Below are 25,882 nucleotides of genomic sequence, written 5' to 3'. Positions count from 1 at the left end.
CACCGATCCTCGCCTGAGCGGAGGTCCTCGATGTCCCCGAAGATCACTGGCCTGACCGGCAGCGCCCTGGCGCTGGCGGTGGCCCTTGCTGTTGTGCCTGCCTTGCCGGCCGGCGCGCAGGCCGCGACGACGGTCACGTTCCTCAACCCCGAAAAATACCAGGACGGTAACCTGTCCTGGGGGCCGGTCGACCAGCGCCTGACACTGGAAGGACTGCAGCGCATCATCCAGCGGTTGGCGCGCGAGCGCCTGCCGGCCGGCTACGAGATCGACATCGCCGTGCTCGACCTCGACCTCGCCGGCAAGATCAACCCGATCCGCTCGCGCACCGGTGAGCTTCGGGTGATGCGGCAGGACACATGGCCGTCGATGAAGCTCAGCTACACGCTGCGCCGCGGCGGCAAGGTGGTGGCACGCGGGCAGGACACGCTGCGCGCGATGAACTACCTGCTCGACCCGGCGGCCGTCCGCTCGGGCGAGCCGCTGGCCTTCGAGAAGGCCATGCTCGACCGCTGGTTCCGCACCCGTTTCGCCGGCCTCAAGGCTGGCCGGCTGGCCAGCTGATCAGAGGAAATAGAGCCAGGTCAGCAGGGCGAAGCAGGGCAGGAGAAAGATGCCCGACCACGCCATGTAGCCAAAGAAGCTCGGCATGGCGACGCCGCGGCTCTTGGCGATGGCCAGCACCATGAAGTTGGGTGCGTTGCCGATATAGGTCAGCGCGCCCATGAACACCGCGCCGGCCGAGATCGCCTCCAGCGTCACCGCGTGCGTCGTCATCAGCTCCTGCGGGTCGCCACCGGCGAGGTTGAAGAAGACGAGGTAGGTCGGGGCGTTGTCGAGGAAGCCGGACAACAGGCCGGTCATCCAGAAATAGCCGGCGTTGAACGGATTGCCCGCCTCGTCGGTGACCATGGCGACGAGCGGCGACAGCGCGCCCTCGGAACCCGCCTTCAGGATCGCGATCACCGGGATGATGGTGAGGAAGATGGCGGCGAAGAGCTTGGCGACCTCGCGGATCGGCTCCCAGTCGAAGCCATTGCGCTCGCGGATGAATTCCGGGGTGATGCGGATCGAGACATAGGCCAGCACGAGCAGCGCGACGTCGCGCACGATCGAGGGCAGCGGCACATGCGTGCCGAGTATGTCGAACTCGATGCCCGGCTGCCACAGCGCGCTCATCAGGATGGCGGCGATGACGCCGGCGAGCAGCGGTAGGTTGCGCCGGCCGCGCAGGCCGAGCCGCTCGGTCTCCGGCGTCGGGTCGACCTTCGCCGGCAGCCCCTCCTCGCGGGCGTAGAAATAGCGGTCGAGCAGGTAGAACACCCCGAGCAGGATCGCCGCGATCACCGCGGTGTCGTGGAACAGATACTCCGTCGTCCAGAAGAAGCTCACGCCCTTGAGGAAGCCGAGGAACAGCGGCGGGTCACCGAGCGGGGTCAGCGAGCCGCCGATGTTCGACACCAGGAAGATGAAGAAGATGACGGTGTGGGCGTTGTGGCGTCGCTCGTCATTGGCGCGCAGCAGCGGGCGGATCAACACCATCGAGGCACCGGTGGTGCCGATGAAGCTCGCCAGTACGGTGCCTATGGCGAGCAGCGCGGTGTTCACCCCCGGCGAGCCCTTGAGATTGCCGGTGAGCAATATGCCGCCGGAGATGGTGAACAGCGTGAACAGCAGGATGATGAAGGGGATGTATTCGAGCAGCGCCGCATGCGCGACCTCGTAGACCGCGAGGCCCGAGCCGAAGACGGCGATGAAGGGCACGAGGAAGGCCAGCGCCCAGAACAGCGCCACCTTGCCGTAATGATGATGCCAGAAATGGCCCGCCAGCAGCGGGATGACGGCGATGGAGAGCAGCATGCCGACGAAGGGCAGGCCCCAGAGAAGCGGCAGGCTCGCGCCGTCGATCCCCTTGCCTTCCGCCGCCAGCGCGGGCGACGCCGCGCAGACAGCGAGCACCGCTACGGACAGGACGATACGGGCGGCGGCTTTCGTCGTCGTCATCAGGCTCCCCCAGCGGCGCATTGCTTTGTTTGTTCCCCGGTTAGCAACGCCCTCCCCCAGTGTCGAGCAAAACCGGTCGCCCCTTGTACCGATGTGATCGAGCCGCAGCACGGCTCCTTCACGCAGCGCTTGGCGCGCGGCGCAAGGCTGCGCTATGCCGAATGCAGGAGCCGGGCGTTTTCGCCGGCCACGAGGATGCCATGCCCCGCGCCGTCGCCGGCCCCGAAATCGAACGCCTGATCCAGCTGCTTGCCCGCGTGCCGGGGCTCGGGCCGCGCTCGGCGCGGCGCGCGGCGCTGCACCTGATCAAGAAGCGCGAGCAGTTGATGAGCCCGCTCGCCAGCGCCTTCGAGGAGGTCCTGGGCAAGATCTCCACCTGCCGGGTCTGCGGCAATATCGACGTGCGCGACCCTTGCTCGATCTGCGTCGACGAGACCCGCGACCCCACCCTGCTGGTGGTCGTCGCCGACGTCTCGGACCTCTGGGCGCTGGAGCGCGCGGGCGCGATTAACGCGCGATATCATGTGCTCGGCGGCACGCTCTCGCCGCTCGACGGTATCGGGCCCGAGGACCTGAACCTGAAGACGCTCATCGAGCGGGCGCATGACGGCACCGTCAAGGAGGTGCTGCTCGCGCTCGGCGCCACCGTCGACGGCCAGACCACCGCCCACTATGTCACGGAAATGCTTCGCGATTCCGGCGTGGCGGTGACCCGCCTCGCCCATGGCGTGCCGGTCGGCGGCGAGCTCGACTATCTCGACGAGGGCACGCTGGCGGCGGCGATCAAGGCGCGCACCAGCCTCTGAGCGAGGTCGCCGCCCCCGGCTCCACTACCGCCTCACGGCCCCTTGGCTGCCAGCTCGCGGAAATGGCCGCGCGCCTGGAGCCAGGCGAGCAGGGCGAGCCCCGGCAGCGCGGCGAGCGCCGTCACCGCGAAGAAAAGCACCCACCCGGTCTCCTGCGCCACGAAGCCGGCCGAGGAGGCGAGGAAGGTCCGCCCCACCGCGGCCAGCGCGGTGAGCAGGGCGTATTGGGTGGCGGTGTGGGCGCGGTCGCCGCAGAGCGCGGAGATATAGGCGACGAAGATCACCGTGCCGATGGCGCCGGTGAAGTTCTCGACGATGATGGTCAGCGTCAGCGCGCCGAGATTCACCCCCATCCAGGCCTGCCAGGAAAAGGCGAGGTTGGAGGCCATCTGCAACAGGCCGGCGATCCACAGGCTGGTCGACAGCGGCAAGGCGCGGGCGATGAGGCCGCCGGCGAAACCGCCGATCAGCGCCGCGGCGAAGCCGACGCCCTTGACGATGCCGGCATAGGCCGCCTTGTCGAAGCCGATGTCGATGACGAAGGCGCCGGTGAGCACACCGGCGAAGGCGTCGCAGAACTTGAACAGCACCACGAAGAGCAAGATGGCGATGGCGCTACGCCGCGACAGGAATTCGCCGAAGGCGCCGACCGCGGTCTGGCCGATGCGCTTGAGGACGTTCTCCTCATGCTTGATGACCGGCGCGCCCTCCGGTTCCTTGGCCAACAGCGAGGCGATCAGGCCGACCACGACCATCGCCGCGGCGGCGAGATAGCCATAGGCCCACACGTCGCCGCGGGCGACGCCGATGGCCTCGAACCACGCCACCAGCAGCACCACGCCGGCGCCCGAGGCCAGCATGCCGACGCGATAGGCGGCGACATAGCCGGCCATGCCGGCGGCCTGCTCGCGCGTTTCCAGGCTCTCGACGCGGAAGGCGTCGACCACGATGTCCTGCGTGGCGGAGGCGCAGGCGACGAGGAAGGCGCCTAGCGCCACATGCCAAGGGAAAAGCACCGGGTCCTGGAAGCCGAGCCAGACGATGGCGACCGCCAGCAGGAGCTGCGTAAACACCAGCCAGCCGCGCCGCCGGCCCAGCCAGCGCCCGAGCAGAGGCACGTCGAGCGCGTCGACCAGCGGTGCCCAGACGAACTTGAAATTATAGGGCACGCCGACCAGCGCGAAGAGGCCGATGGTGGCGAGGTTCACCTTGGCCTCGGCCATCCAGATGGTCAGCGTCGCGCCGGAGAGCGCCAGCGGCAGGCCGGAGGAGAAGCCCAGCAGGATGACGATGAGCACCCGCGGGCGCAGATAGACCGCGAGGCTGGCGAGGAAGCCGTCATCCTCGTCGCGGGCGGGCGCTTGTGGGCGGGCGGTGTCGGTCATGGGGCATCCATGGCGATTCGGGCGGCGTGGGTGCCTATCTCTAACCCGCCCGGCGGGCCGTGTCGCGAGAGCGCCCTACCCCTTCCTCTTCTCCGCCGCCGGCTCCGGGGGCAAGGGAATCACGTCGACCGCGACATGCAGTTCCTGCTTGCCGGAGCCCAGCACTACGCCCCCGATGGGTGCGACGTCGGCATAGTCGCGGCCGACCGCCAGCACGACGTGGTCGGTGGAGACGATCAGCGCATTGGTCGGGTCGAGCCCCTGCCAGCCGATCTCCTCGCCGCACCACACCGACACCCAGGCATGGGTGGCGTCGGCGCCCTGCAGGCGCTCCTGGCCGGGCGGCGGCTCGGTGCGCAGGAAGCCGGAGACATAGGCGGCCGGCAGGCCGAGCCCGCGCAGCCCGGCGATCATGATGTGCGCGAAGTCCTGGCACACGCCGGCGCGCATCTCGAAGGCCTCGATCGGCGGGGTCGAGACGTCGGTGGCGCGGGGATCGTAGGTGAACTCGGCATGCAGCCGGTTCATCAGGTCGATGGCGCCGGCAAGCATGGGCGCGCCGGGCGGGAAGCTCTCCGCCGCCCAATCGGTGATGGGGCCGGCGAGCGGGACGGCGGGGCTCGGGAAGAGGTGATGCGCTGGCGAAGCGGCGGAGAGGTCGAGCCAGGCGGCGGCGGCCTCGCGCACGTCTTCCCAGCTGGGGCCACTCGTCCCCTCGACGGGTACGGGAGGCTCCACCTCCACCCGTGCGCGGGTGTGGACGCTGAACTCGGTGTGCGGCGTCTCGATGCGGATATGCACCACGCGGTTGCCGAAGAAGTCGCGCGCCTCGGTCCATTCCACCGGCTCGGGCTCGACGCTGACATGGCTGGCGACGACGCGCTGGGTCACTCGGTCGACCGGCACCATCCGCAGCACATGCCGCGCCACGGGCACGAGCGAATCGTAGGAATAGGCGGTGGTCTGGTGGATGTCGTAGATCATGCCATCAGATCCCAGGGCGTATCCACCGGCTGGCGGTGGATGAAGTAGCGCTCGGCGATGTCGTTGGACAATTCCATGAGCTGGGTCTCGACCTCGCGCAGCCGCTCGTCGTCGAACTCGGCAGCGTCGAACGCCTTCATCGAGGCAGCGAGCCGGGCAGCGAGGCGCTCCTCCGGCGGGGGCGGCTCGTCGCCGAGATGGCCGGGCAGCACGTCGAGATGGTGGACCAGCGCGTCGATCTGGAAGGCGAGCGAGCGCGGATTGACCGGGTCGAGCAGCACGAGATCGAGCACTGGCGCGCGGCTTTCCACCATCACATAGCGCGAGCGGTAGGTGATCTGGCTGTCGCAGAGCTCCAGCAACACGTCGAGCGTGCCGGCAGTCGGCGCCTCGCCCAATGTGCGGGCGAAGCGGCAGGTGGCGATGCCGCGCTCGATGCGCCGGCCGAGATCGAGGAAGCGCCAGCCGGCGAGGCGGTTCATGTTCTCCGAGGCGAGGCCAGAGAAGGCCGCGAGCGCGCGCAGCGCGCGGTCGGTGCGCTCATAGGCGTCGGGCTCGGCGCTCGCCGCCGGCACCGGCTCGGCCAGCATCAGGGAGAGGTCGGCCAGCGTGCGCCAGGCATCGGGAGAGAGGCGGTCGCGGATGACCGACGCGGTCTGGCGCGCGGCCTCGATGAGGTTAGGCAGCGCGCCGGGCAGGTCGCGCCGCGACATGGCCGCCAGCACATGGCGCACCGGCTTGGCGCGGGTGACGTCGTCCGGCGCCGCTCCCCAGGCCTGCAGGAGGTCGAGCAGCTTGGCAACCGAGGCTCCGCCGCCCTCGGCGGTGGAGGAGAGCCGGCCGGCGAGGGTACGTAAGAGGCGCAGCGTGCCCTCGGCGCGCTCCACATAGCGGCCGAGCCAGAAGAAATTGTCCGCCGCGCGGCTCGGCAGCGGGCCGGTCTGGCGCTTGATCTCGACCTTGTCGGGCGAAGGCAGCAAGGTCGTTGGCTCGACGGGGGCGGCGTCCAGCACCCAGACATCGGCGGAGCGGCCGCCGCTCTGCATGGTCACGGCGCGGGCGTCGAGGCTGTCGGAGACGCGGCAGAAGCCGCCGGGCATGACGGTCCAGCCATTCTCGCCGGCGGCGACGAAGATGCGCAGGATGAAGGGGCGCGGTTCCAGCCGCCCGTTGCGCCAGACCGGCGTGGTGGAGAGACGCACCGCCTCCTGCCCGACGATGTCTACGCCGCGGGTGCGAATGGCGGCCTCGACCGCGGCGCGCTGCTTGGGATCGAGGTCGGCGCCGATTACCGGGCCGTCGTCGAGCACGCCCGGCAACGGGCGCTGGAAGGCGGGGGCGATGACGAGGTCGTCGAACTCGTCGAGCACGCGCGCGCGCTCGGCCTCCTGCCCGCACCACCAGGTGGCGATGTTGGGCAGGATCGGCTCCTCGCCGAGCACATGGGCGCCGATGCGCGGCAGGAAGCCCATCAGCGCCGGCGCCTCGACCACGCCGGCGCCGATGGCGTTCGCCACCGCCACGCCGCCGGAGCGGATCGCCTGCATCAGGCCGGGCACGCCGAGCTGCGAGCGCGGGTTCAGTTCCATCGGATCGGCATAGTCGGCGTCGAGGCGGCGCAGCAGCACGTCGACGCGCTTGAGGCCGGCGACGGTGCGCACATAGACGACGTTGTCGCGCACGGTGAGGTCGTCGCCTTCGAGCAGCACGAAGCCGAGATAGCGGGCGAGATAGGCGTGCTCGAAATAGGTCTCGTTGAGTGGGCCGGGGGTGAGCAGCCCCACCCTGCCCTCGCCCGAGCGGTCGAGCTTGGTGAGCCCCACGCGCATCGCCTGGAAATAGCCGGCGAGGCGCATGACGTTGAGCGAGCGGGCGAGGTCCGGCAGCGCGCGGGCGATGGCGAGGCGGTTCTCCAGCGCATAGCCGGCGCCCGACGGCGACTGGGTGCGGTCGGAGAGCACCCACCAGCGCCCGTCCGGACCGCGGCCGATATCGGCGGCGTAGACCTTCAGGAAGCTGCCGCCATGCGGATCGACCCCGACCATGGGGCGCAGGAAGTCCGGATTGCCGGCCACCGCCGCGGCGGGCAGCGCGCCCGAGCGCATGAGGTTGGCCGGGCCGTAGAGGTCGGCGAGCACGGCCTCCATCATCTGCGCGCGCTGGATCAGCCCGCGCTCCAGCGCCCGCCATTCCCTTGCGTCGATGACGAGGGGGAGGTGCGAGATCGGCCAGGGTCGCTCGCCGCCGTTCGGGTCGTCATAGACGCGGTAGAACACGCCGGAGCGGTAGAGGTGGCGGTCGGTGGCCTGGAAGCGGCGGTTGACCTCGTCGACGCCCATCTCGGCCAACGCCGCTAGCAGCGAGCTCCAATGCGGGCGCACGTGCCCCTCGGCGTCCACGAGCTCGTCATGGACGCCGGGCAGCGGCTGGTATCCCGCCAGCAGGGCTTCGACCGCTTCCTCCTCGAAGCGGCGCGTGAGCGCCTGCGGCTCAGTGCGAGCGGCCATGGCTCCCTCTCGGCGCGCGCATAGGGCGCCGTGTCAGATCCGTGCCGGGCGCCGCAGGTCGAGCGTCGCCGGGAATTCGGCGGACGCCTCCTCGGGCGGCACGAACAGGTAGCCGGGAGTGTGGCCGTAATCCTGGAAGCGCGCCAGCCGCCGGGCCTGCGCCTCGTAGGAATTCACCGGAAAAGTCTCGTAGTTCCGCCCGCCTGGATGGGCGACATGGTAGACGCAACCGCCCAGCGAGCGGTTCGACCACAGGTCGACAATGTCGAAGGAAAGCGGCGCGTGCACGGGGATGGTGGGGTGCAGGCCCGAGGCCGGCTGCCACGCCTTGAACCGCACGCCGGCGACATATTCGCCGAAGCGCCCCGTCGGCAGCAGCGGCAGGCGGCGGCCGTTGCAGGCGACGACATGGCGGATCGGGTTCAGCCCCTCGACGCGGACCTGCAGGCGTTCGACGGACGAATCGACGAAGCGCACCGTGCCGCCGACGGCGCCCTCCTCGCCCAGCACGTGCCACGGCTCCAGCGCCTGACGCAGCTCCAGCGTCACCCCGCCATGCTCGACCTGGCCGAAATAGGGGAAGCGGAACTCGCGCTGCGCCTCGAACCACATCGGGTCGATGTGGTAGCCGGCGCGGCCGAGGTCGTGCAGCACGTCCATGAAGTCGGCCCAGACGAAATGCGGCAGCATGAAGCGGTCGGCGAGCGCCGTGCCCCAGCGGGCGAGCACGCCTTCCTGCGGCTCGCGCCAGAACCACGCAATGAGCGCGCGCAGCAATAATTGCTGGGCGAGCGACATGCGCCAGTCCGGCGGCATCTCGAAGGAGCGGAACTCGACCAGGCCGAGCCGTCCCGTCGGCCCGTCCGGCGAGAACAGCTTGTCGATGCAGATCTCGGAGCGGTGGGTGTTGCCGGTGACGTCGGTGAGCAGGTTGCGGAACAGCCGGTCGACCAGCCAGGGTGGCGGCGCCTGCCCCTTGCCGGGCGCCGGCACGTTGGCCATGGCGATCTCCAGCTCGTAGAGGCTGTCGTGCCGCGCCTCGTCGATGCGCGGCGCCTGGCTGGTCGGCCCGATGAACAGGCCCGAGAACAAATAGGACAGCGAGGGGTGGCGCTGCCAGTAGGTGACGAGGCTCTTCAAGAGGTCCGGCCGGCGCAGGAACGGGCTATCGGCCGGGGTGGCGCCGCCGACCACCACATGGTTGCCGCCGCCGGTGCCGGTGTGGCGGCCATCGATCATGAACTTCTCGGTGCCGAGACGGGAGAGCCGCGCCTCCTCATAGAGGTCGCGGGTGATCTCGACGCAGGTCTTCCAGTTCGCGGCCGGATGGACGTTAACCTCGATGACACCCGGATCGGGCGCGACGCGGATGACGTTGAGGCGCGGGTCGACCGGCGGCGTGTAGCCCTCGATATGGACGGGGAGCTTCAATTCGGCCGCCGTCACCTCGACCGCGGCGAGCAGCTCCAGATAGTCCTCCAGCCGCTCGGTCGGCGGCATGAACACGCAGAGCCGGCCGTTGCGCGGCTCGATGGAGATGGCGGTGCGCACCGCGCCGGAGCCGGTGAGCACCTGGTCGACCTGCTCCTGCTGCTCCTCGTCGGTGGTCACGCGGCGATAGAGCTGGTGCAGCGTCTCGGCGTCCGGCAGGTCGCCGGCGATGGATGTCGGGTCGGCGGGGTTCACATAGGGGTAGGCCGCGGGCGGCACCCAGGGCAGGGCCGCCAGCGGCAGGCGGAAGCCGACCGGCGAATCGCCGGGGACGAGGAACAGCTTGCCGCGCCGAAAGCGCCAGCGCTCGCTGACCCAGCCGCGATTGGCGCGCGCCTGCCAGCGCTGGACGGGCAGCACATAGCCGCTCGGCCGGCCGAGACCGCGCTCGAAGACGCGGGCGATGCGGGCGCGCGCCTCGGGGTCCTCCAGCTTGGAATCGAACGGGTCGACATTCTCGGGAAGGTCGTTCTCCTTGAGGATCCAGTGCGCCGGGTCCTCATAGGCGGGAACGGCGAAGCTCGAGCCGATGCCCAGCCGCTCGGCGAGGTTCTCGGTGAAGACGCGGGAATCCTCGGTGGTGGCGCCGGCCAGGCTCTCGGTGGCGATCAGCTCCGGGTCGCGCCAGATCGGCTTGCCGTCCTTGCGCCAGTAGAGCGAAAAGGTCCAGCGCGGCAGGCTCTCGCCCGGATACCACTTGCCCTGGCCGTAATGCATCATGCCGCCGGGCGCGAAGCGCTTCCGCAGCCGGCGGATCAGGTCGTCGGCGCGCATGCGCTTGGTCGGGCCGACCGCGGAAGTGTTCCACTCGGCGCCCTGATAGTCGTCGATGGAGATGAAGGTCGGCTCGCCGCCCATGGTGAGGCGCACGTCCTGCGCGGCGAGATCCGCGTCGACCTTGTCGCCGAGCGCATCGAGCGCCGCCCAGGCCTCGTCGGAGAAGGGCAGCGTCACGCGCGGCTTCTCGGCGACGCGCGTGACCTTCATGTCGAACTCGAACTCGGTCTTGGTGCCCTCCGCCGCCGAGAACCCGCCGGTGATCGGCGCGGCGGAGACGTAGTTCGGCGTGGCGCAGAGCGGCAGATGGCTCTCGCCGCACAAAAGGCCCGAGGTCGGGTCGAGGCCGATCCAGCCGGCGCCGGGCAGGTAGACCTCGCACCAGGCGTGCAGGTCGGTGAAGTCGACCTCGGTGCCGGTCGGGCCGTCGAGCGCCTTCACGTCGGGCTTGAGCTGGATGAGGTAGCCGGAGACGAAGCGGGCGGCGAGGCCGAGCCGGCGCAGGACCTGTACCAGCAGCCAGCCGGAATCGCGGCAGGAGCCTGCGGCGAGCGAGAGCGTCTCGTCCGGCTTCTGCACGCCCGGCTCCATGCGGATGAGGTAGCCGATGCGGTTCTGGAGCTTCTGGTTGAGGGCGACGAGATAGTCGACGGTCGGCGCGCCTTCGGGCGGGCGCACCTCCTCGACGAAGGCGTCGACGAGCGGGCCGCCCTCCTCCAGTTCCAGATAGGGGATCAGCTCCTTGGCGAGCTCGGCCGTGTAGGCGAAGGGCAGCTTCTCGGCATATTCCTCGATGAAGAAGTCGAACGGGTTGTAGACCGTCATGTCGGCGATCAGGTCGACCTCGATGCGGAACTCGGTCGCCTTCTCCGGGAAGACGAAGCGCGCCATCCAGTTGCCGAACGGGTCCTGCTGCCAGTTCACGAAGTGGTTGGAGGGCGTGACCTTGAGCGAATAGCTCTTCACCGGTGTCCGGCAATGCGGCGCCGGGCGCAGCCTGATGATCTGGGGGCCCAGGGCGACCGGACGGTCGTACTTGTAGGCCGTGACGTGATGCAGGCTGGCGAAGATTGTCATAGGCACCAACTGACAGGCAGGATCGGCTCCGCGCGATACCGCTGCCGCGCGGCGCCCCCGGGACGCGACAGCGAGGAGGAACGCAGGAATCGTGCCGCGCGGATGCGCGGGGTCCCGAGCCTGCCTTGCCCGTGATCGTCGCGGTCGGGAACTGTATCCAATCCGCGGCGAACGCCTAGGGAAACATCACGGGGTTGCCGCAATTGCAGGCGCCCGCGACCGCCGGCTGGCTTACGGCGCCGGGCTCGGCTCGCCACCCGCTTCGCTCGCGGCCGGCGCGGACGGAGCCTTGCCGTCCTTGCCGCGTGCGCGCCATTCCTCGAAGCGCTGCAGCACGGTGTAGAAGGACGGCACGAACAGCACCGCGAGGCAGGTCGAGGCGAGCATGCCCGAGAACACGGCGATGCCGATCGACTTGCGCGAATTGGCGCCGGCACCGGTAGCGAGCACCAGTGGCAGCACGCCCAGGATGAAGGCGAAGGAGGTCATCAGGATCGGCCGGAAGCGCAGCCGCGCCGCCTCCACCGCCGCGTCCATCAGCTCCATGCCCTCCGCCCGCTTCTCGCGGGCGAATTCGACGATGAGGATGGCGTTCTTGGCGGAGAGCGCGATCAGCAGGATCAGGCCGATCTGGGTGTAGAGGTTGTTGGCGACGCCGAGCCCGGTCAGCGCGCCGACCGTGCCGAGAAGGGCGAGCGGCACGGCGAGCAGCACGGAGAGCGGCAGGACCCAGCTCTCATACTGGCCGGCGAGCACGAAATAGACCAAGAGGATGGCGAGGCCGAAGACGTAGTAGACCTCGTTGCCGACCACCTTCTCCTGGTACGACATCGCGCTCCAGTTGAAGCCCATGCCCGGCGGCAACGTGCTGTCGGAGATCTGCTCCATGATGTCGAGCGCCTGCCCGGAGGAGAAGCCGGTGGCCGGAGCGCCGAGGATGGTCGAGGCTGGGTACAGATTATACAGTGTGATCAGCGGCGGGCCGAGCGTCGGCTTCACCTCGGCCAGCGTGCCAAGCGGCACCATCGTGCCATCCGGCGTGCGGATCTTGAGGTTGAGGATCTCCTCCGGCGTGCGGCGATAATCGGCCTCGGCCTGGATATAGGCCTGGAAGGTCTGGCCGAACCGGTTGAACTGGGTGACGTAGCTCGAGCCGACATAGCCCTGCACGGTGGAGAACACCTGGCCGACCGTCACGCCCAACGTCTCGGCCTTGATGCGGTCGATGTTCAGCTGGAGCTGGGGCACGGTCGCGCGGAACGAGGTCGAGAGCCGCTGCAGCGCCGACTGGGTCGAGGCGTTCTGCACGATGGCCTGGGTGAAGCTCTGCAGCTCGACGAAATCGAAACTGCCATTCTTGGACTCCAGCATCATCGTGAAGCCGGAGGCGTTGCCGACGCCCTGGATCGCCGGCGGCACCAGCACGAAGGTGGTCGCCTCGTCGACCTGCTGAAGCTCCTTGTTGAGCGTCTCGTAGATATAGAGCAGCCCCTGCCCGGCCTTGTCGCGCACGCTCCAGTCCTCGAGGATGACATAGGCGACGCCGCCATTGGGCAGGGTGGCGTTGTTGTCGAGCACGGAGACGCCGGAGACCGCGACGACGTTCTTCACGCCCGGCGTCTTCATGGCGATCTCGGAGACCTGCTGCATCACCGCCTCGGTGCGCTGGAGCGAGGCGGCGTCGGGCAACTGCGCCCCGATCAGCACGTAGCCCTGATCTTCCGTCGGCAGGAAGCCGGTGGGCACGCGGGTGAGCCCCCATATGGCCACGCCGATCAGCACCAGGCCGACGAGAGTGACGAACCCGGCCGCATGGACCATCCGGCTGATGAGGCGGGCGTACCAGTGCTCGGCGCGGTCGTAGACGGCGTTGAAGCCGCGATAGAAGAAGTTGCGCTTCTCCGGCGGCACCGGCGGGCGCAGCCAGAGCGCGCACTGCGTCGGCTTCAGCGTCATCGCGTTGATCGCTGAGATGAAGGCGGTCGCGGCGATGACGAGGGCGAATTGCTGGTAGAGCTGGCCGGTGAGGCCGGGCATGAAGGCGGCCGGGATGAACACCGACATCAGCACCAGGGTGATGCCGATGATCGGGCCGAACAGCTCGTCCATCGCCTTCTCGGCGGCGAGCCGCCCGGGCAGCCCCTTCTCGATGTGCCGCGCCACGCCCTCGACGATGACGATGGCGTCGTCGACCACGATGCCAATGGCGAGCACGATGGCGAACAGGGTCGACAGGTTCACCGTGAAGCCCATCGCCGCCATGGCCGCGAAGGTGCCGATGATGGTCACCGGCACGGTGGTCGCCGGCACCAGCGTCGCGCGCCAGTCCTGCAGGAACACCAGGATGACGATGAGCACGAGGATGCCGGCCTCGAACAGCGTCTTGTACACCTCGTTGATCGAGGCGTTGACGAAGACGGTGGTGTCGAACGGAACCGCGTAGGCGAGGCCGGGGGGGAAGGCCTTGGCGAGTTCCTCCATCTTCGCCTTAACCTCGCCGGCGACCTGGAGCGAATTCGCTCCCGGCAGCGGATAGATGCCGAGCGAGGCCGATGGCTTGCCGTTGAAGGTGAAGACCTGGCTGTAGGTCTGCGCGCCGAGCTCGACGCGGCCGACGTCGCGCAGGCGCGTGATGCGCCCGCCATCGGCATTCGAGACCTTGACGATGATGTTCTCGTAGTCGGCGGCGTCGTTGAGCCGCCCGTCCATCACCAGCGTGTACTGGAAGTTCTGCCCCTTGGGCACCGGCGGCATGCCGACGACGCCGGAGGCGACCTCCTGGCTCTGCTGCTGGATGGCGCTGATCACGTCCTGGGGCGTGAGCTGGCGCGTCTGCAGCGCGTCCGGATCGAGCCAGACGCGCATGGCGTACTGGCCGGCGCCGAGGATCTGCACATTGCCGACGCCCTGCAGGCGGGCGATCTCGTCCTGCAGGTTGATCACGCCGTAATTGGCCAGGAACAGGCTGTCGTAGCGCTCGTCCGGCGAGTAGAGGGCGACGAATTGCAGGACGGCGGTCGACTTCTTCTGGGTGGTCACGCCCTGCAGCTGCACCGCCTCCGGCAGCGAGGCCATAGCGATCGCCACGCGGTTCTGCACCAACACCTGCGCGAAGTCCGGATCGGTGCCGATGGCGAAGGTGACGGTGAGCGTGTAGGTGCCGTCGCTGGCGCTGGTCGACTGCATGTAGAGCATGCCTTCGACGCCGTTGACCTGCTGCTCGATCGGCAGCGCCACCGTGTCGACCAGGGTGCGCGCGCTGGAACCGGGATAGAGCGTCGTCACCTGCACGGTCGGCGGCACGACGTTGGGATATTGCGCGACCGGCAGGGTGATCAGCGCCACACTGCCGATGAGCACAAGCACCAGCGCGAGCACATTGGCGAGAACCGGCCGTTCGATGAAGAAGCGCGAGATCATGTTACGGGCCTTCGGTTCGGGCGATCCGGTTCAGGCGTTCGTCGGTCAGTTGGCGGGCTTCGGCGCCGCAGCAGGCGCGGCCGGCGCCGGAGCGCTGGCAGGCGCACTCGCCGGCGCATCTGCCGGGGCGCTGGCGGGCGCCGCGCTGGCCGGCGCCTCCTCCGGGTCCACCTTGGAGCCCGGCGTGGCGCGCAGGATGCCGCCGACCACGACCCGGTCGTCGTCCGCAAGGCCGGATTCGATCACGCGGTACTGGCCCTGCTTCTGGCCGATGGTGACGATCTTCTGCTCGACCACATTGTCCTTGTTGACCACCAGCAAGTAGCGGCCCTGCTGGGCCTGGCCGATGGCGGTGTCCTCCACCAGGAAGGCGTCGGGGATCCTCTGGACCGGGATGCGCACGCGCGCGAACAGGCCGGGCAGCAGCGACAGCTTCTCGTTCTCGAACACGCCGCGCACCAGCAGCGTGCCGGTCGCCGGGTCCACTTCCGGCGAGACGTAGTCGAGCCGGCCCTTGTGCGGGTAGTCGTCGCCCTCGTTCTGCAGGCCGATGTCGATCTCCACCTGCTTGACGTCCTCGACGGTGCGTCCCTCCGCGGCGAGCGTCTGCTTGATGCGCAGCACCTGGTTCTCGCTGAGGCTGAAATAGGCGTAGATCGGGTTCATCTGCACGATGGTGGCGAGCTTGGTCGGCTGGCCGTTGCCGACGAGCTGGCCCACATCCTGGAGATGACGGGTGACGATGCCGTCGAACGGCGCGATCACGGTGGTGTAGCCGTAATTGATGGTGGCGATCTCGATGCTCGCCTTGGCGGCGTCGACCGAGGCCTGCGACTGCTCCATCGCCGCGCGGGCCTTGTCGACGGTCGCTTGCGAGGAGAAGTCCTGCTGGCCGAGCGTCTGCTGGCGCTGATATTCCGCCGAGGTGTTGGTGAGCTGGGCGTTGGCGGAAGCGAGCTGTGCCTTCGCCTGGTCTAGGTCGGCCTGGTAGGTGTCCTGCTGGATCAGGAACAGGCGCTCGCCCTTCTTGGCCACCTTGCCGTCCTGGTAGTCGATCGACATCAGGAAGCCCTCGACGCGGGCGACGAGGTCGACCGAGTTGATGGCGGAGGTGTTGCCGGTGAGCTCGAGATAGCGCGTCACCTCCTGCTTGAGAGGCTTGGCGACCGTGACCTTGGGCGGCGGGGGAGCGACGTACTGATTCTGTTCGGAGCAGGCCGCGAGCAGCAGGGCCACCGCCCCGATTCCGAGCAGGCCGGCTCCCATGCGCCGCCGCCCCGCCAGACATACGCTCGGCCCCATCCCGTTCCCCTATCGTCCGTGATCCCCGCCGTCGGACTATACAGTCGGCGGGTGGGTTGTCTAGCAGCAACTATTTGTGTGTATTGATGAATATAGTCGTGACGGCATGATGAAATTTTGACGACGAGCGGCGGCCCGGCGCCGCAGAATCACCCGCCACAGGAAGCTCTTCGACGTGATGACCATTGCCGTGTGCAAGCACAGTGCCGCCGCCCGCCGGGTCGCCGCGCCCCTGCCATCGCCGGCAACCACGCGCACCGAAGTTTCCGCAGCGACGGCGACGCCTCGTCTCGACTTTTGCCGCGCTTGCTCTAGGCTGCCGCGCGCGGCGACATCTCTGTCAGGACGACGGCCCGGCTGCCGCCGACGGGCCGCATCGGGGCGCTTCATGTATCTCGTCGCACGGCAGGCGTTCGCCCTGCTCGCGGTATCGACCCTCGCCACCGCCGCCTATACGGCGGAGACCGGCCTCACGCTCCAGCAGGGCGACATCTTCACCAACGACGTCGGCACGGTGATGGCCGTTTCCGTAGTCAACGGCACGGCGAACACAGTCGGCTCGGTCGCCGTCAACTGCGCCTTCACCGCCGGCGGCAAGGCAGTCGGCTCAGCCGGCACCACGATCTACAATGTCGTCGCCGGCGAGAAGGGCCAGGACCAGGTCCACCTCATGGGCGCCAAGGCCGACGCCGCGAGCTGCACCATCACCTCCACCACCGCCCCGGCGAACTGAGGGAGCGGGCCGAGGGGGCCCGCTGCGTCGCCCGGAGCGCCGGGCGGCAGATCGCGGAGCCCGACGGAAAAAGGCGCCGCCATCCTTAGGCGCGAGCGGAGCGAGCCTCGAAGGATGAATTTCCGAGGTGCACGGACAAGCATCCTTCGAGGCTGGCCTTCGGCCAGCACCTCAGGAAGACGGTCAGGTTTCAGGTTGTCCGCCATCCGCCGCGCTGGTTGGGCCGACGGACCGGACTGCTCGGGATTTGCCGCGATCACGCCGGCAGGTCGGAGGGCTAGGAGGGCGAGCAAAGCCGGACGCGCCTGTGGAGGATCGCGGCGGAGGAGACGAAACACGTCATCGCCTTCCGCGACGGCTTGCCAGCGTGACGGGCTTCGCTATATTCCGCGCCTCTTCGACGGGGCGGCCTCGCGGCCGCTGCCGGCCGAAGCCGCCGGGCCGCAGGCCCGCGGACGGAGGGGTGGCCGAGTGGTTGAAGGCGCACGCCTGGAAAGTGTGTATACGGGAAACCGTATCGCGGGTTCGAATCCCGCTCCCTCCGCCAGCCGACTTCTCCTAAGCTATTGTCATCGCACAGGAATCGTTGCCAGCGCTTGACTCTGGCCGTGCGAGGTGTCCAACATCGCGTCCAACAATTTGACCAACACGACACGGTCGGAGGGCGGGATGGCGAAGGAAATCACAGCACGCGCACGGTTGGTTGCTGATCGGTTGGACCTGCAGACCAACGCCAAATTCGAAGGCGTCTCCGTTGAGGAGGCGATGCTGCTCCGTCAGCTGTCCGACGAGGTGGAACGGCTGCGCGAGGTCGAGCGCATCGTTGTTGAGCTTTGCGGCATGTGCGCCGCGGCTGGCGTGACATCGCCCTTGGCGGCGCGCCCCACGTAATGGCGCGAGTTCGCTACCTCACGCGGCGTTCCGGGTTCTGGGTCTACGCGCGCCGTGTCCCGCTGGAGGTCGCCGATCGCGATCGGCGCGGAGTCGTGAAGGTATCGACCGGAATCCGTATCGCTGATGACCCGAGAGGCATCGCTGCCGCCAAGGCAATCGCGCGCATCGACGCGGACCACCAGCTGTACTGGCGTGGACTTGCCGCCGGCGACACCGAGAACGCATCAACGACCTATGCGGCAGCGCGCGCCACGGCGAGGTCACTCGGTTTCGAATACGTGCCTGCGGCCCAGCTGGCCCGTTTCGCGGACGTCATGCCCCGCGCGGCAGCGCTCATGGACAAGCCCCTCGACGAAGGTACAGCCAAGGCTGCGTTCGGTTTGGTCGGAAAGCCAGAGATGAGGCTCTCAGGGCTTTTCGAGGAGTATGAAAAGCTTTCGCGCGCGTCGCTCGTGGACTTATCGCCGGACCAACTCCGGAAGTGGGGGAACCCGAAAAAGCGGGCCCTGGCCAACCTGATCGAGGTCATCGGCGACAAGGCCATTGCCGATATCACCCGGAACGACGCGCTAGATTTCCAAGGGTGGTGGCAGGACCGAATATTGTCCGAGGGCGTCGAGATCGCGACCGCGAACAAGGACGTGGGCCACCTTAATCGAATGTTCCGCACGCTGGACCAGCGGCACCGGCTTGGTCTCGAAGCCGTCTTCGCTCAGTTGCGCATCGACGGAGAACGAACGGCCAGTCGAGCAGCGTTTGAGGCGAAGTTCGTGCAGGACAAGATTCTTGCCGACGGCGCTCTCAGCACCCTGAACCCTGAGGCGCGGCGAGTGCTGTACCTCATGGCGGAGACGGGCCTGCGGCTGTCAGAAGCGTGCAATCTCACCGCTAACCGCATCATCCTGAAAGCCAAGGTGCCGCACATCCAGGTGCGACCTGACGGGCGTCGGATGAAGACCGAGCAAAGTGAGCGGGACGTGCCGCTGGTCGGCGTGGCGCTGATGGCTATGAAGGCGCAGCCAGAGGGCTTTCCGCGCTACCGCGATAAGGCAGCTAGTCTGTCGGCGCTCGTCTCGAAGTTCTTTGAGAATAACAAGCTGCGACCGACGCCGCAGCACTCGGCCTATTCGCTGCGCCACACCTTTGAGGATCGATTGACGGCGGTCGAAGCTCCCGAAAAGCTCATCGCCGCCTTGATGGGGCACAAGTACTCCCGCCCAAAATACGGCGCTGGGCCTAGCTTGGAGCAGAAGGCGACTTGGTTAAGGAAGATCGCCTTCAAGCCGCCAGCCTCCGTGTAGCTGCGATATGGCGAGCCCTCTCGACCGCACTTCCGCGCACGCGGCGCTGCTCGAGTTCGCGCTCGACTATAGAGAAGAACGGGACAAATTCATCACCTAGCTCAACCACGCACTCGGCGAGGAAGTCTCGCGCGCGTTCGACTTCAGCGTCAGTCCACTTGCGGTTGTCGTTCAACGGCAGGCCCCTATTCGCTGGGGTGAGCGGTGCCCGAAGGCGGCGTCGGCGCCGTCACGCGGCGCCAGGTAGTGCTAGGTAAGTAGTGTTCCAGCGCGAAAAGTGCGCGTCGAAATCGTCTAGATGTGCCGCGCTGTGAACAGGTTTGTGGTGCTGGCGCCAACGGTAGCTGTGCATAGCGAGGCACATGCAGAGGTGAAGCAGCACGGGAGTCGGAACCCACTGCTATATTAGTACGCAGATCGGAAGCGGCGCGCAGACGTCACTTCGAAGCCGCCCCTTAGGGCAATCCATCCTCCGCATTGGAGGCCTTCCATTGAAAGTACTCAGTATCCACCCGGCCCTGCCAGGTGGGGACGCACTGGCGCGCTTTGACGTCGAGTTGCCAGGCCGCCTTCGTTTGTTCGGCCTGACGTTGAAACGAACCCGCACCGGCGAGCTCCGCGTGTGGCCGCCCAACTGTGGCGGCCGGCACGCCGCTTCGCTTCACCCTGAACTTGCACTCGAGATCGCGCAGGCCGCTATGGCCGCGCTTGGGAGCCGTGCGCCTCATGATCGCAGCTAAAGATATCGACCACGAGCAGCAGCTGCGTGCCGCGTGGATGAAGTTCCGGCCCTTTTGCGAGAAGCTGGTCGGAGATCCTGTCCTCGTGCCATTTCAGCACGGCGAACCGGACTGGGATGGCACCGATCGGGATACACTTACGAAGGTATCGTCCTGGGCCGATCTCACGGTCTCGGATATCGATCGTCTCGCCGCCCTGACGGATGGGTTCGGCCGCTGGATTCAGACCAGCGACGACATCAGCATCGTCACGCTATGGCGCGATGGCACGCCAGAGGTGGTGCAGATCGAAGGTCGCACGAACGTCGCCGCGCTGGATCTAATTCAGGATGTCATCGCCGGCAACGTAGTGCTGGACGAGGCCGAAGCCCTGAAGAGGGAGCGCCTTCGCGAGCGGCTTGAAACCCTCCGCGCACAGTTCGGGGGTGAGATCCGTGCCGGGCATGACGGCCGGCCGTGTCTCTTCGGCGCCGACTTCGGCGGGCGCCTTGGCCAGTTCTGGATCTCGCCGGGAGGCAGTGAGCACTTCTTTTCAGCGCACCCAGAGCCCGATGATGACGACGAGCCGGACGAAGAGGAGCCCGCGTCCGCTGCGCCAGCACGGGCCGCGAACGACAATGCCCCGCTCGGCGCCATCGACGCGGAAACCCTTCTAGGCCTCGATTTTCCACCCGTGGAGTACGTCGTGCCCGGATATGTCACTGAAGGTCTCACCATCCTTGCCGGCCGCCCGAAGCTGGGCAAGTCGTGGATGGCACTTGGGATGTGTGTTGGCGTGGCTTCGGGCGGGCAAACGCTCGACGTCGACTGTGAACCCGGCGACGCGCTCTATCTTGCGCTCGAAGACAACCGGCGCAGGCTGCAAGATCGCTTGAAGGTCGTGCTGCCCCGCCACCAGCGGCCCGATGTCCGCCGCCTGCAACTCCTCACCGAGGCGCCGAAGGTGAACGCCGGCCTGCTGCAGCGTCTGGATCAATGGCGCACATCGGTTGCCGCGCCGAAGCTCGTGGTGGTCGACACCCTCAGCATGGTCCGCCCGCCGAAAAGGGCGAACCAGGACAGCTATGCCGCCGACTATGACGCGATCTCGCCGCTACAGAAGTGGGCCGGTGAGCACCGGCTGGCCGTCGTCGTGGTGCACCACGTTCGGAAGGCCGAAGCCGATGATCCACTGGAGTCGGTGTCGGGCACCAACGGCCTGACAGGCGCGGCCGACACAATCCTGGTTCTAAACCGCACGACCGACGGGCCGAAGCTCTATGGCCGCGGGCGCGACATCGAGGAATTCGAGAAAGCGCTGCGCCTCCAGGACGGGCGGTGGTCGGTGCTAGGCGACGCCGATGACGTAAAGCGATCCGAACAGCGCAAGCAGATCCTCGGCGTGCTGCAGGAAGCTACGGGCGCCATGACGCCAGCGGAGATCGCGAAGGAGACCGGGACTCTGGTCGGCAGCGTGAATTATCTTCTGCGTGCGATGGTCAAGGCTGGAGAGGCTGAGAAGATCGGCTATGGCGCCTACAAGATGCCGGGCCGATAGCGCTCTATACACCCCCCTAAGACCCCTCAGACTCCCAAGTCTTAGGAGTCATAGGACTCTTGGGGGGGGGAGCGGAAACGGCAATTCGGCGACAATAATTACTCACCGGATTAAAGCCACCGCTCTCTTATCATCGGGAGAAGTTTCTCATAGATACTAATGGGGCCATGGGTCAATATAGTAACTGATTCACTGTCTTTCATTTCAGCAAATGCGACACCGGAAAATAGGCGCTTGGAAAATTTTATGCCATCGCCTGCCTGTGTGAAGCAAATGTTCCAAAACCCACCTCCGCTGGTTCCGGCGAACGATGATGGCAACTTACCGTCTGGCCCTGGCAGTGGCTGAAACTTCAAATAATCATAATCATATATAGAATATCTATCGGTAATATTTCCAATGTTAATCAATCCGTTAAAGGTCGTGACGCCATAGTTAGATTTTTGAGGGCCAGGAGTGGTGCGCTCATCCACGACACCGCACAAAACTGAGGTCGAAGGCGTCTGATAACCAACTCTCTGGTACTCATCCGATTGGATGTCCATGTTCAAAACAACAGAGTGCAGTTTAATATCTTCCTCGTATTCCAGAGGAATCTTAACGAAGCCAAGATCTGGCCCATGGTATGGGTGGCTTTTGTAATCTTCGCCAATCTGAAAAAATTCAACGACATTTCGCTTGAACTTAAGTCTTTGATATTCGCTGGGCCGTACTGGAAAAAAGCACAATCCAAACTCGTCGAGTTCTTTAAGTACTTCAACTACATGACCGCAAGTTATAACACCTAGAACCGATCTATATTTTATTAAAGTCCCGGAACCAAGCGACGAAGCTTTCGTCTGCTCCAGTTTCACCCAGCCGACGGTACAGCGTCCTAGCCGAGCTTCGAGCAACTGGCCAACTTCATCCGTTTCCACTCCAAGCCTCCCAGAACTGCCAACGAGTTTGGCGTCAGCATTATACCGAAGCGGTGTGGCAGTTACATGGGGGGCCTCCAAACTCCGTGCCCCCCGCACCAGGACCGGCCGGGGTCCGACAGTATCTGGTGTTTTGCACGACACAATGCATATTATGGATTTATGGCGGCTCAGATTGATGTTTTTATCGATAGTTGCGCTTGGAATGTGCTGTACGATCACGGCGTAGACGTTGCGAGCGAAATGCAAGCTCATAATATTAGATTGGCCGTGAGCCCTGAACTACTTATAGAGGTCAACGCCATTCCAGACACGAAATCTAAGCTTCGTGGCTTTATATTGAATAATATCGATGGGTGCCATGAAGACCTAATTTTTGGGTTTGATGTTCCAAGCGTAACATTCGGGCAGCGCCGTTGGGGAGGCTTCGACAACGGGAGGTGGGCTACTCGCGACGAGCGCATCATCCACCAGACCGAACAAGCAATGGGCCGGTCAAGACGACCACATGGACTTAGAAAACACGAAACTGATGCGGGCTTGGCCGGGCGCGCCTACCACTCCGTCGTGCTCTCAACCGCACACCAAGCTGCATCTGTTCCGATGAAGTTGGTAGATAAGTCGCGCTCCAACATCCTCATCGTCGAAGATTATATTGTTTCTGGGCAGCGGCTCGGCGACTTCATCGCGTCCCGCATCGGGCGCCTGTTGGGCGCATCGCATGATGCTGCTGCCACCCGCAAGAAAAAGAACTCATAGGTCATCGTGGCGGGGGGCACCCTCAATCTCTCCCGCCGTTTTCCCTACGACCGGTCGCTGCAATCGCGCGTTAAATCCCGCAGGTTTTCATGTTTATTTTTCGGTCCGTCTGAGCAGAAACAACCACTTAACAGCCGCCGACGGTAAAAACCTGAATTTCCGATTTTGCGGAAAACATTTCGTACGGAGGGCCGCCGGTCGGGGATCTGATGGTGGGCAACCCGTGGACACCCCCTAGGGGTACGCCGAACCCTGCCGCCCCGATTTCCGCCTACCGGTCGGCTCCAGCAGCGCGAACGCTAATACAGGTATTTCGACTCACGCGTGCGCAAGCGCGCGAGACGATTCCTGTGCACACCGGAGGGGTTCCGCACGAAATCGACCGGCGTTTTCCCGCGAAAACAACACTTACAGGTCAGAAGCCCCCGCGGAGACGGGCCGGCACTTGGAGCTCGCCATGACCGCTACCGCACGACGTGCGCGCCAAGACGCGGCTCTCGCCGCCAACGACAACACCCGCCGACCCGGCCAGCACGAGTGGCCGGCACGGGACCGGCTGGCGGCCAGCAGGCTGTTCAGCACGCCATCAGCGAACAACACCGCGCTCCACGCTCTCCTGCGCTTCCGGCAAGACCTGGACGCCGTGGCCGGGCGGGAATATTGGGCCGCGTTCGGTGACGATGCCGGTACGGACGAAGACACCGGCTGGGGCTATGGGCGCGACATGGTCCGCGAGCGCGTTACGGCGGAGCACTTGGTGGCGCTGCATCTAACCGGATCGCTGGAGTATCGCACCGTCGGCGGCCATCGGCAGGTGGTGGAACGGGATGGCTGCCGGATCTTCGAGATAGAGGACCGCCTCCGCGGCGAGCGTGGTCCTGCTGCCCCTATGCATCCGCCGACGGTGGCTCGCGAGCTAGCCAGCCGCTACGCGGGCGCCGCCTGGCCGCGCGACGCCAGCAAGCCGACCGACATTTTTATCGGCGCGCAAATGCGCCGCTGCCACGAAGACCGCGCTGCCGCCAGTCCCGAGGATCGACTGCTTCGTGCCGCGTTCGCTCGGCGGACGCTGGCATTCATTCGAGGCGGCATGCCGGCCGGCTTGTTCAAAGTGCTCGTCGACATTGCTGACGGTGCGGGCGCCGAAGAAATTGGGACTGCTCGTGGCCACAGCGACAAGCGAGCATCCGCAGTGGGCACGGAGCTTATGCGTGTCGCCCTCGAAGGTCTCGTCGAGTGCTACAGCGAATATGACGACGCTGCCGCAGCGTAGGTGCACCCAAAATCGTGCTAGTAACCTTTGTAGGCGTGGAGCTTTGGCGAGCTCCTGTATCCCCAACTGTAGCCCGGCTTCGGCCGGGTTTTTTTCGCTTCATCATCCGCAACTCACAAGGATTTCTCGTTGCGATGTCTACTTTGAACGAAGCCATCGACGTCATAGAGCGTCGACTGGGCTTCCCCTCCAGTCGTGCCCGCACCGTGGCGCGTAGACTGCAGGAGGCCGGCATTGTGCCGTCAGGGGCACCCGGCTTGCCGCCTGAAGTCGGCTTGCGCGGCTTCGTTTCGCTGGTGCTTGCGCTGGCGACAGACGCGCCACTGCACCTCGTGGCATCAGCGGTTGAGCAATATCGCGGCCTCGGGCTGCCCGGTCACAGCGTCGGCGGCATGCCGGTTGAACTGGCCGAACGTTACGCTCCGGCCGGCGTCCACCTCGACGCGCTCGCGGCCGGTGTTGTCGCTGGTGATCCTGGCGCGGCGCCGCAGATCGACGTTGTCGGCAACTGGCCGGAAATCACGTTGCATTGGCCCGACGGCACCTTCGACCGCTTCCGGGAAGCGGACGCGCTTCCTGGACACTGGGGCGCGAGCAATCATCGCAAATCCATCACTATCAACGGCTCGGCGTTCGCCGCGGCCATTGGCGACCTTTTTGGGAAGTGACCATGGCGAAAGCAACCACCACCGACTCCGCCTACCGCGTCCCGCCGCTCACCAGCGTGCCGGCCTACGCCGCGCTCGCGGCCAAGCGGGCCGAGATGCAGGATCTGCAGACCGCTTCCCGGCGGGAGCTTCGCAAGCTCGAACGTGAACTGACCGAAACTCCCATGCCAGCCCTTCGTGCAGGCGTTGCGGCGCTCCTCGGCGAGGCGACGGTCGAGCAGAGCGGCGTGCATGAGCGGATCGCCGATCTCAAGCGGACCGACCGCGACGCTACGGCGGCTCTCACCGTCATCGATCAACGCCTGCGCGAGGCCCGCAGCAGCGCTAGCCGCGTCGTGTGCGACGAGGTCCGGCCGGAGTACGCCCGGCGTGTGGCGGCTCTGTGCCGCGCGCTCGAGGCGCTCGCGGCGGAACGGAAGGCCTATGACGATCTGAGGGGCCAGCTGGAGGCGGAAGACATCGCCTGGTCGACGCTCAACCCGATGAGCCTTGGGTGGCTCGGCAATCCCGTCGACGGTGGCCACATCGGCGTGTTCCTGAAGAGCGCGCGGGAGGCGGGTTATTATGGCAACTGAGCGCGCCGACGCTAAACCGGCAAAGAAGGTCCGCAAGATCACCGTGCGCGGCAAGGCTTTCAGCGGATCGGACAAGGACCCGATGGCCATCGCGCTGTCGCTGCGGAGCGACGAGATGGCGAAGCGCATCGCCCGCCTTGAGGCTGCGGAGCGGAAGGTGCGCGGTGGCAAATGATCTAGAGCGCCGCGCCGAAGCGGCGCCTGAGACCAGCGGCAACTTCATCACCGGCCATGCCGCCCGCTTCAATAGCCCGGCCATCATCGCAGGCGCCTTCCGGGAGTTCCTGCGGCCCGGCTGCTTCAGCCGTAGCCTACGCGAGACGCCGGACGTGCTGGCCCTCCTCCACCACGATCCTGGCCGCATTCTGGGGCGGGTGTCTGCAGGCACATTGCAGTTGCGCGAGGATGCCCAGGGGCTGCGTTTCGAGCTCGAGGCGGACCCGTCCACCCCGGACGGGCAGACCGCCATAGGCACCGTCTCGCGTCGGGACATCAAAGGGTGCTCAATAGGCTTTCGCGTTGTCGAGGAAGATTGGGACACCGATGGTGCTGGCTTTCCGGTGCGCACCATCCTCGACGTCGATCTCCTCGAGATGAGTCTGGTCGGCTGGCCCGCTTACGAAAGCACCAACGCCGAGATGGTGAAGCAGCGCAACGCCAACGGCGCCGCTGAACGTCTCCGCCGGAAGGCCGAGGCAGCGATGCGACTGCGGGGGATTCTATGACCGGGCG

The 25,882-nt window shown here is 66.4% G+C and carries 20 protein-coding genes and 1 tRNA gene; 13 read left to right on the top strand and 8 right to left on the bottom strand.

Annotation, left to right across the window (positions count from 1 at the left end; all coding sequences use genetic code 11):
• Window positions 1-30 precede the first annotated feature (30 nt).
• Entirely contained in the window at window positions 31-564 is a 534-nt protein-coding gene (locus SNOV_RS21765) for a DUF3016 domain-containing protein (RefSeq protein ID WP_013169136.1), read from the top strand.
• Here SNOV_RS21765 and SNOV_RS21760 read toward each other — a convergent pair whose 3' ends face one another.
• Window positions 565-2,004 carry a sodium:proton antiporter gene (locus tag SNOV_RS21760; protein ID WP_041783763.1) on the bottom strand — a complete coding sequence of 480 codons (1,440 nt, stop codon included), beginning with the start codon at window positions 2,002-2,004 and terminating at the stop codon, window positions 565-567.
• Window positions 2,005-2,204: 200 nt separating this feature from the next.
• On the opposite strand from SNOV_RS21760, the gene recR reads away from it, so the two are divergent.
• Window positions 2,205-2,810 carry a recombination mediator RecR gene (gene recR / locus SNOV_RS21755; protein ID WP_013169134.1) on the top strand — a complete coding sequence of 202 codons (606 nt, stop codon included), beginning with the start codon at window positions 2,205-2,207 and terminating at the stop codon, window positions 2,808-2,810.
• 32 nt (window positions 2,811-2,842) lie between these two features.
• On the opposite strand, the gene SNOV_RS21750 is transcribed toward recR, so the two are convergent.
• From SNOV_RS21750 to SNOV_RS21725, 6 genes are all read right to left on the bottom strand, one after another.
• Window positions 2,843-4,195 carry an AmpG family muropeptide MFS transporter gene (locus SNOV_RS21750; RefSeq protein ID WP_013169133.1) on the bottom strand — a complete coding sequence of 451 codons (1,353 nt, stop codon included), beginning with the start codon at window positions 4,193-4,195 and terminating at the stop codon, window positions 2,843-2,845.
• Window positions 4,196-4,270: 75 nt separating this feature from the next.
• Window positions 4,271-5,179 (bottom strand): transglutaminase family protein, encoded by a 909-nt coding sequence (locus tag SNOV_RS21745; protein ID WP_013169132.1) that lies wholly within the window; start codon window positions 5,177-5,179, stop codon window positions 4,271-4,273.
• Entirely contained in the window at window positions 5,176-7,686 is a 2,511-nt protein-coding gene (locus tag SNOV_RS21740; protein WP_013169131.1) for a circularly permuted type 2 ATP-grasp protein, read from the bottom strand. Before SNOV_RS21740 ends, SNOV_RS21745 begins: the two co-directional genes overlap by 4 nt.
• A 33-nt stretch (window positions 7,687-7,719) precedes the next feature.
• Entirely contained in the window at window positions 7,720-11,031 is a 3,312-nt protein-coding gene (locus SNOV_RS21735) for a transglutaminase family protein (protein ID WP_013169130.1), read from the bottom strand.
• 231 nt (window positions 11,032-11,262) lie between these two features.
• Window positions 11,263-14,451: an efflux RND transporter permease subunit gene (locus tag SNOV_RS21730; RefSeq protein WP_013169129.1), complete on the bottom strand. Its 3,189-nt coding sequence runs from the start codon at window positions 14,449-14,451 to the stop codon at window positions 11,263-11,265.
• 45 nt (window positions 14,452-14,496) lie between these two features.
• Window positions 14,497-15,753 (bottom strand): efflux RND transporter periplasmic adaptor subunit, encoded by a 1,257-nt coding sequence (locus tag SNOV_RS21725; protein ID WP_013169128.1) that lies wholly within the window; start codon window positions 15,751-15,753, stop codon window positions 14,497-14,499.
• Between the two features lie 388 nt (window positions 15,754-16,141).
• Between SNOV_RS21725 and SNOV_RS21720 the strand changes: the two genes are divergently transcribed.
• The 5 genes from SNOV_RS21720 to SNOV_RS23210 all read left to right on the top strand — a co-directional run bounded on the left by SNOV_RS21720 (window position 16,142) and on the right by SNOV_RS23210 (window position 20,958).
• Window positions 16,142-16,486 (top strand): hypothetical protein, encoded by a 345-nt coding sequence (locus SNOV_RS21720; RefSeq protein WP_013169127.1) that lies wholly within the window; start codon window positions 16,142-16,144, stop codon window positions 16,484-16,486.
• Window positions 16,487-16,943: 457 nt separating this feature from the next.
• A tRNA-Ser gene (locus SNOV_RS21715) sits at window positions 16,944-17,033 on the top strand.
• A 122-nt stretch (window positions 17,034-17,155) separates the two neighbouring features.
• On the top strand, window positions 17,156-17,377 hold the full coding sequence (locus tag SNOV_RS23670; protein ID WP_013169126.1) for a hypothetical protein: 222 nt from the start codon (window positions 17,156-17,158) through the stop codon (window positions 17,375-17,377).
• Window positions 17,377-18,681: a tyrosine-type recombinase/integrase gene (locus tag SNOV_RS21710; RefSeq protein WP_013169125.1), complete on the top strand. Its 1,305-nt coding sequence runs from the start codon at window positions 17,377-17,379 to the stop codon at window positions 18,679-18,681. The genes SNOV_RS23670 and SNOV_RS21710 overlap by 1 nt, the downstream gene beginning before the upstream one ends.
• A gap of 726 nt (window positions 18,682-19,407) precedes the next feature.
• Window positions 19,408-20,958: an AAA family ATPase gene (locus SNOV_RS23210; RefSeq protein ID WP_013169124.1), complete on the top strand. Its 1,551-nt coding sequence runs from the start codon at window positions 19,408-19,410 to the stop codon at window positions 20,956-20,958.
• 110 nt (window positions 20,959-21,068) lie between these two features.
• Here the strand turns inward: SNOV_RS23210 and SNOV_RS23665 are convergent, their stop codons facing one another.
• On the bottom strand, window positions 21,069-21,875 hold the full coding sequence (locus SNOV_RS23665; protein WP_144296037.1) for a hypothetical protein: 807 nt from the start codon (window positions 21,873-21,875) through the stop codon (window positions 21,069-21,071).
• Between the two features lie 162 nt (window positions 21,876-22,037).
• Here SNOV_RS23665 and SNOV_RS23660 point away from each other — a divergent pair, with 162 nt between their 5' ends.
• The 6 genes from SNOV_RS23660 (at window position 22,038) to SNOV_RS21675 (ending at window position 25,875) form a co-directional block, all read left to right on the top strand.
• Window positions 22,038-22,634 carry a hypothetical protein gene (locus tag SNOV_RS23660; protein ID WP_144296036.1) on the top strand — a complete coding sequence of 199 codons (597 nt, stop codon included), beginning with the start codon at window positions 22,038-22,040 and terminating at the stop codon, window positions 22,632-22,634.
• A gap of 457 nt (window positions 22,635-23,091) precedes the next feature.
• Window positions 23,092-23,907, top strand: coding sequence for a hypothetical protein (locus tag SNOV_RS21695; RefSeq protein WP_013169121.1), 816 nt, complete (start codon window positions 23,092-23,094; stop codon window positions 23,905-23,907).
• Between the two features lie 143 nt (window positions 23,908-24,050).
• A complete protein-coding gene (locus tag SNOV_RS23655) occupies window positions 24,051-24,575 on the top strand; it encodes a hypothetical protein (protein WP_144296035.1) in 525 nt (174 codons plus the stop codon).
• 2 nt (window positions 24,576-24,577) lie between these two features.
• Window positions 24,578-25,150, top strand: coding sequence for a hypothetical protein (locus SNOV_RS21685; protein WP_013169119.1), 573 nt, complete (start codon window positions 24,578-24,580; stop codon window positions 25,148-25,150).
• A complete protein-coding gene (locus SNOV_RS21680) occupies window positions 25,140-25,325 on the top strand; it encodes a hypothetical protein (protein WP_013169118.1) in 186 nt (61 codons plus the stop codon). Before SNOV_RS21685 ends, SNOV_RS21680 begins: the two co-directional genes overlap by 11 nt.
• Window positions 25,315-25,875, top strand: coding sequence for an HK97 family phage prohead protease (locus tag SNOV_RS21675; protein ID WP_013169117.1), 561 nt, complete (start codon window positions 25,315-25,317; stop codon window positions 25,873-25,875). Before SNOV_RS21680 ends, SNOV_RS21675 begins: the two co-directional genes overlap by 11 nt.
• Window positions 25,876-25,882 lie beyond the last annotated feature (7 nt).

The organism is Ancylobacter novellus DSM 506, from assembly GCF_000092925.1.
GTDB lineage: Bacteria > Pseudomonadota > Alphaproteobacteria > Rhizobiales > Xanthobacteraceae > Ancylobacter > Ancylobacter novellus.
Note: the sequence above shows the minus strand (reverse complement) of the source record. Positions and strands in the feature narration are given on the sequence as shown.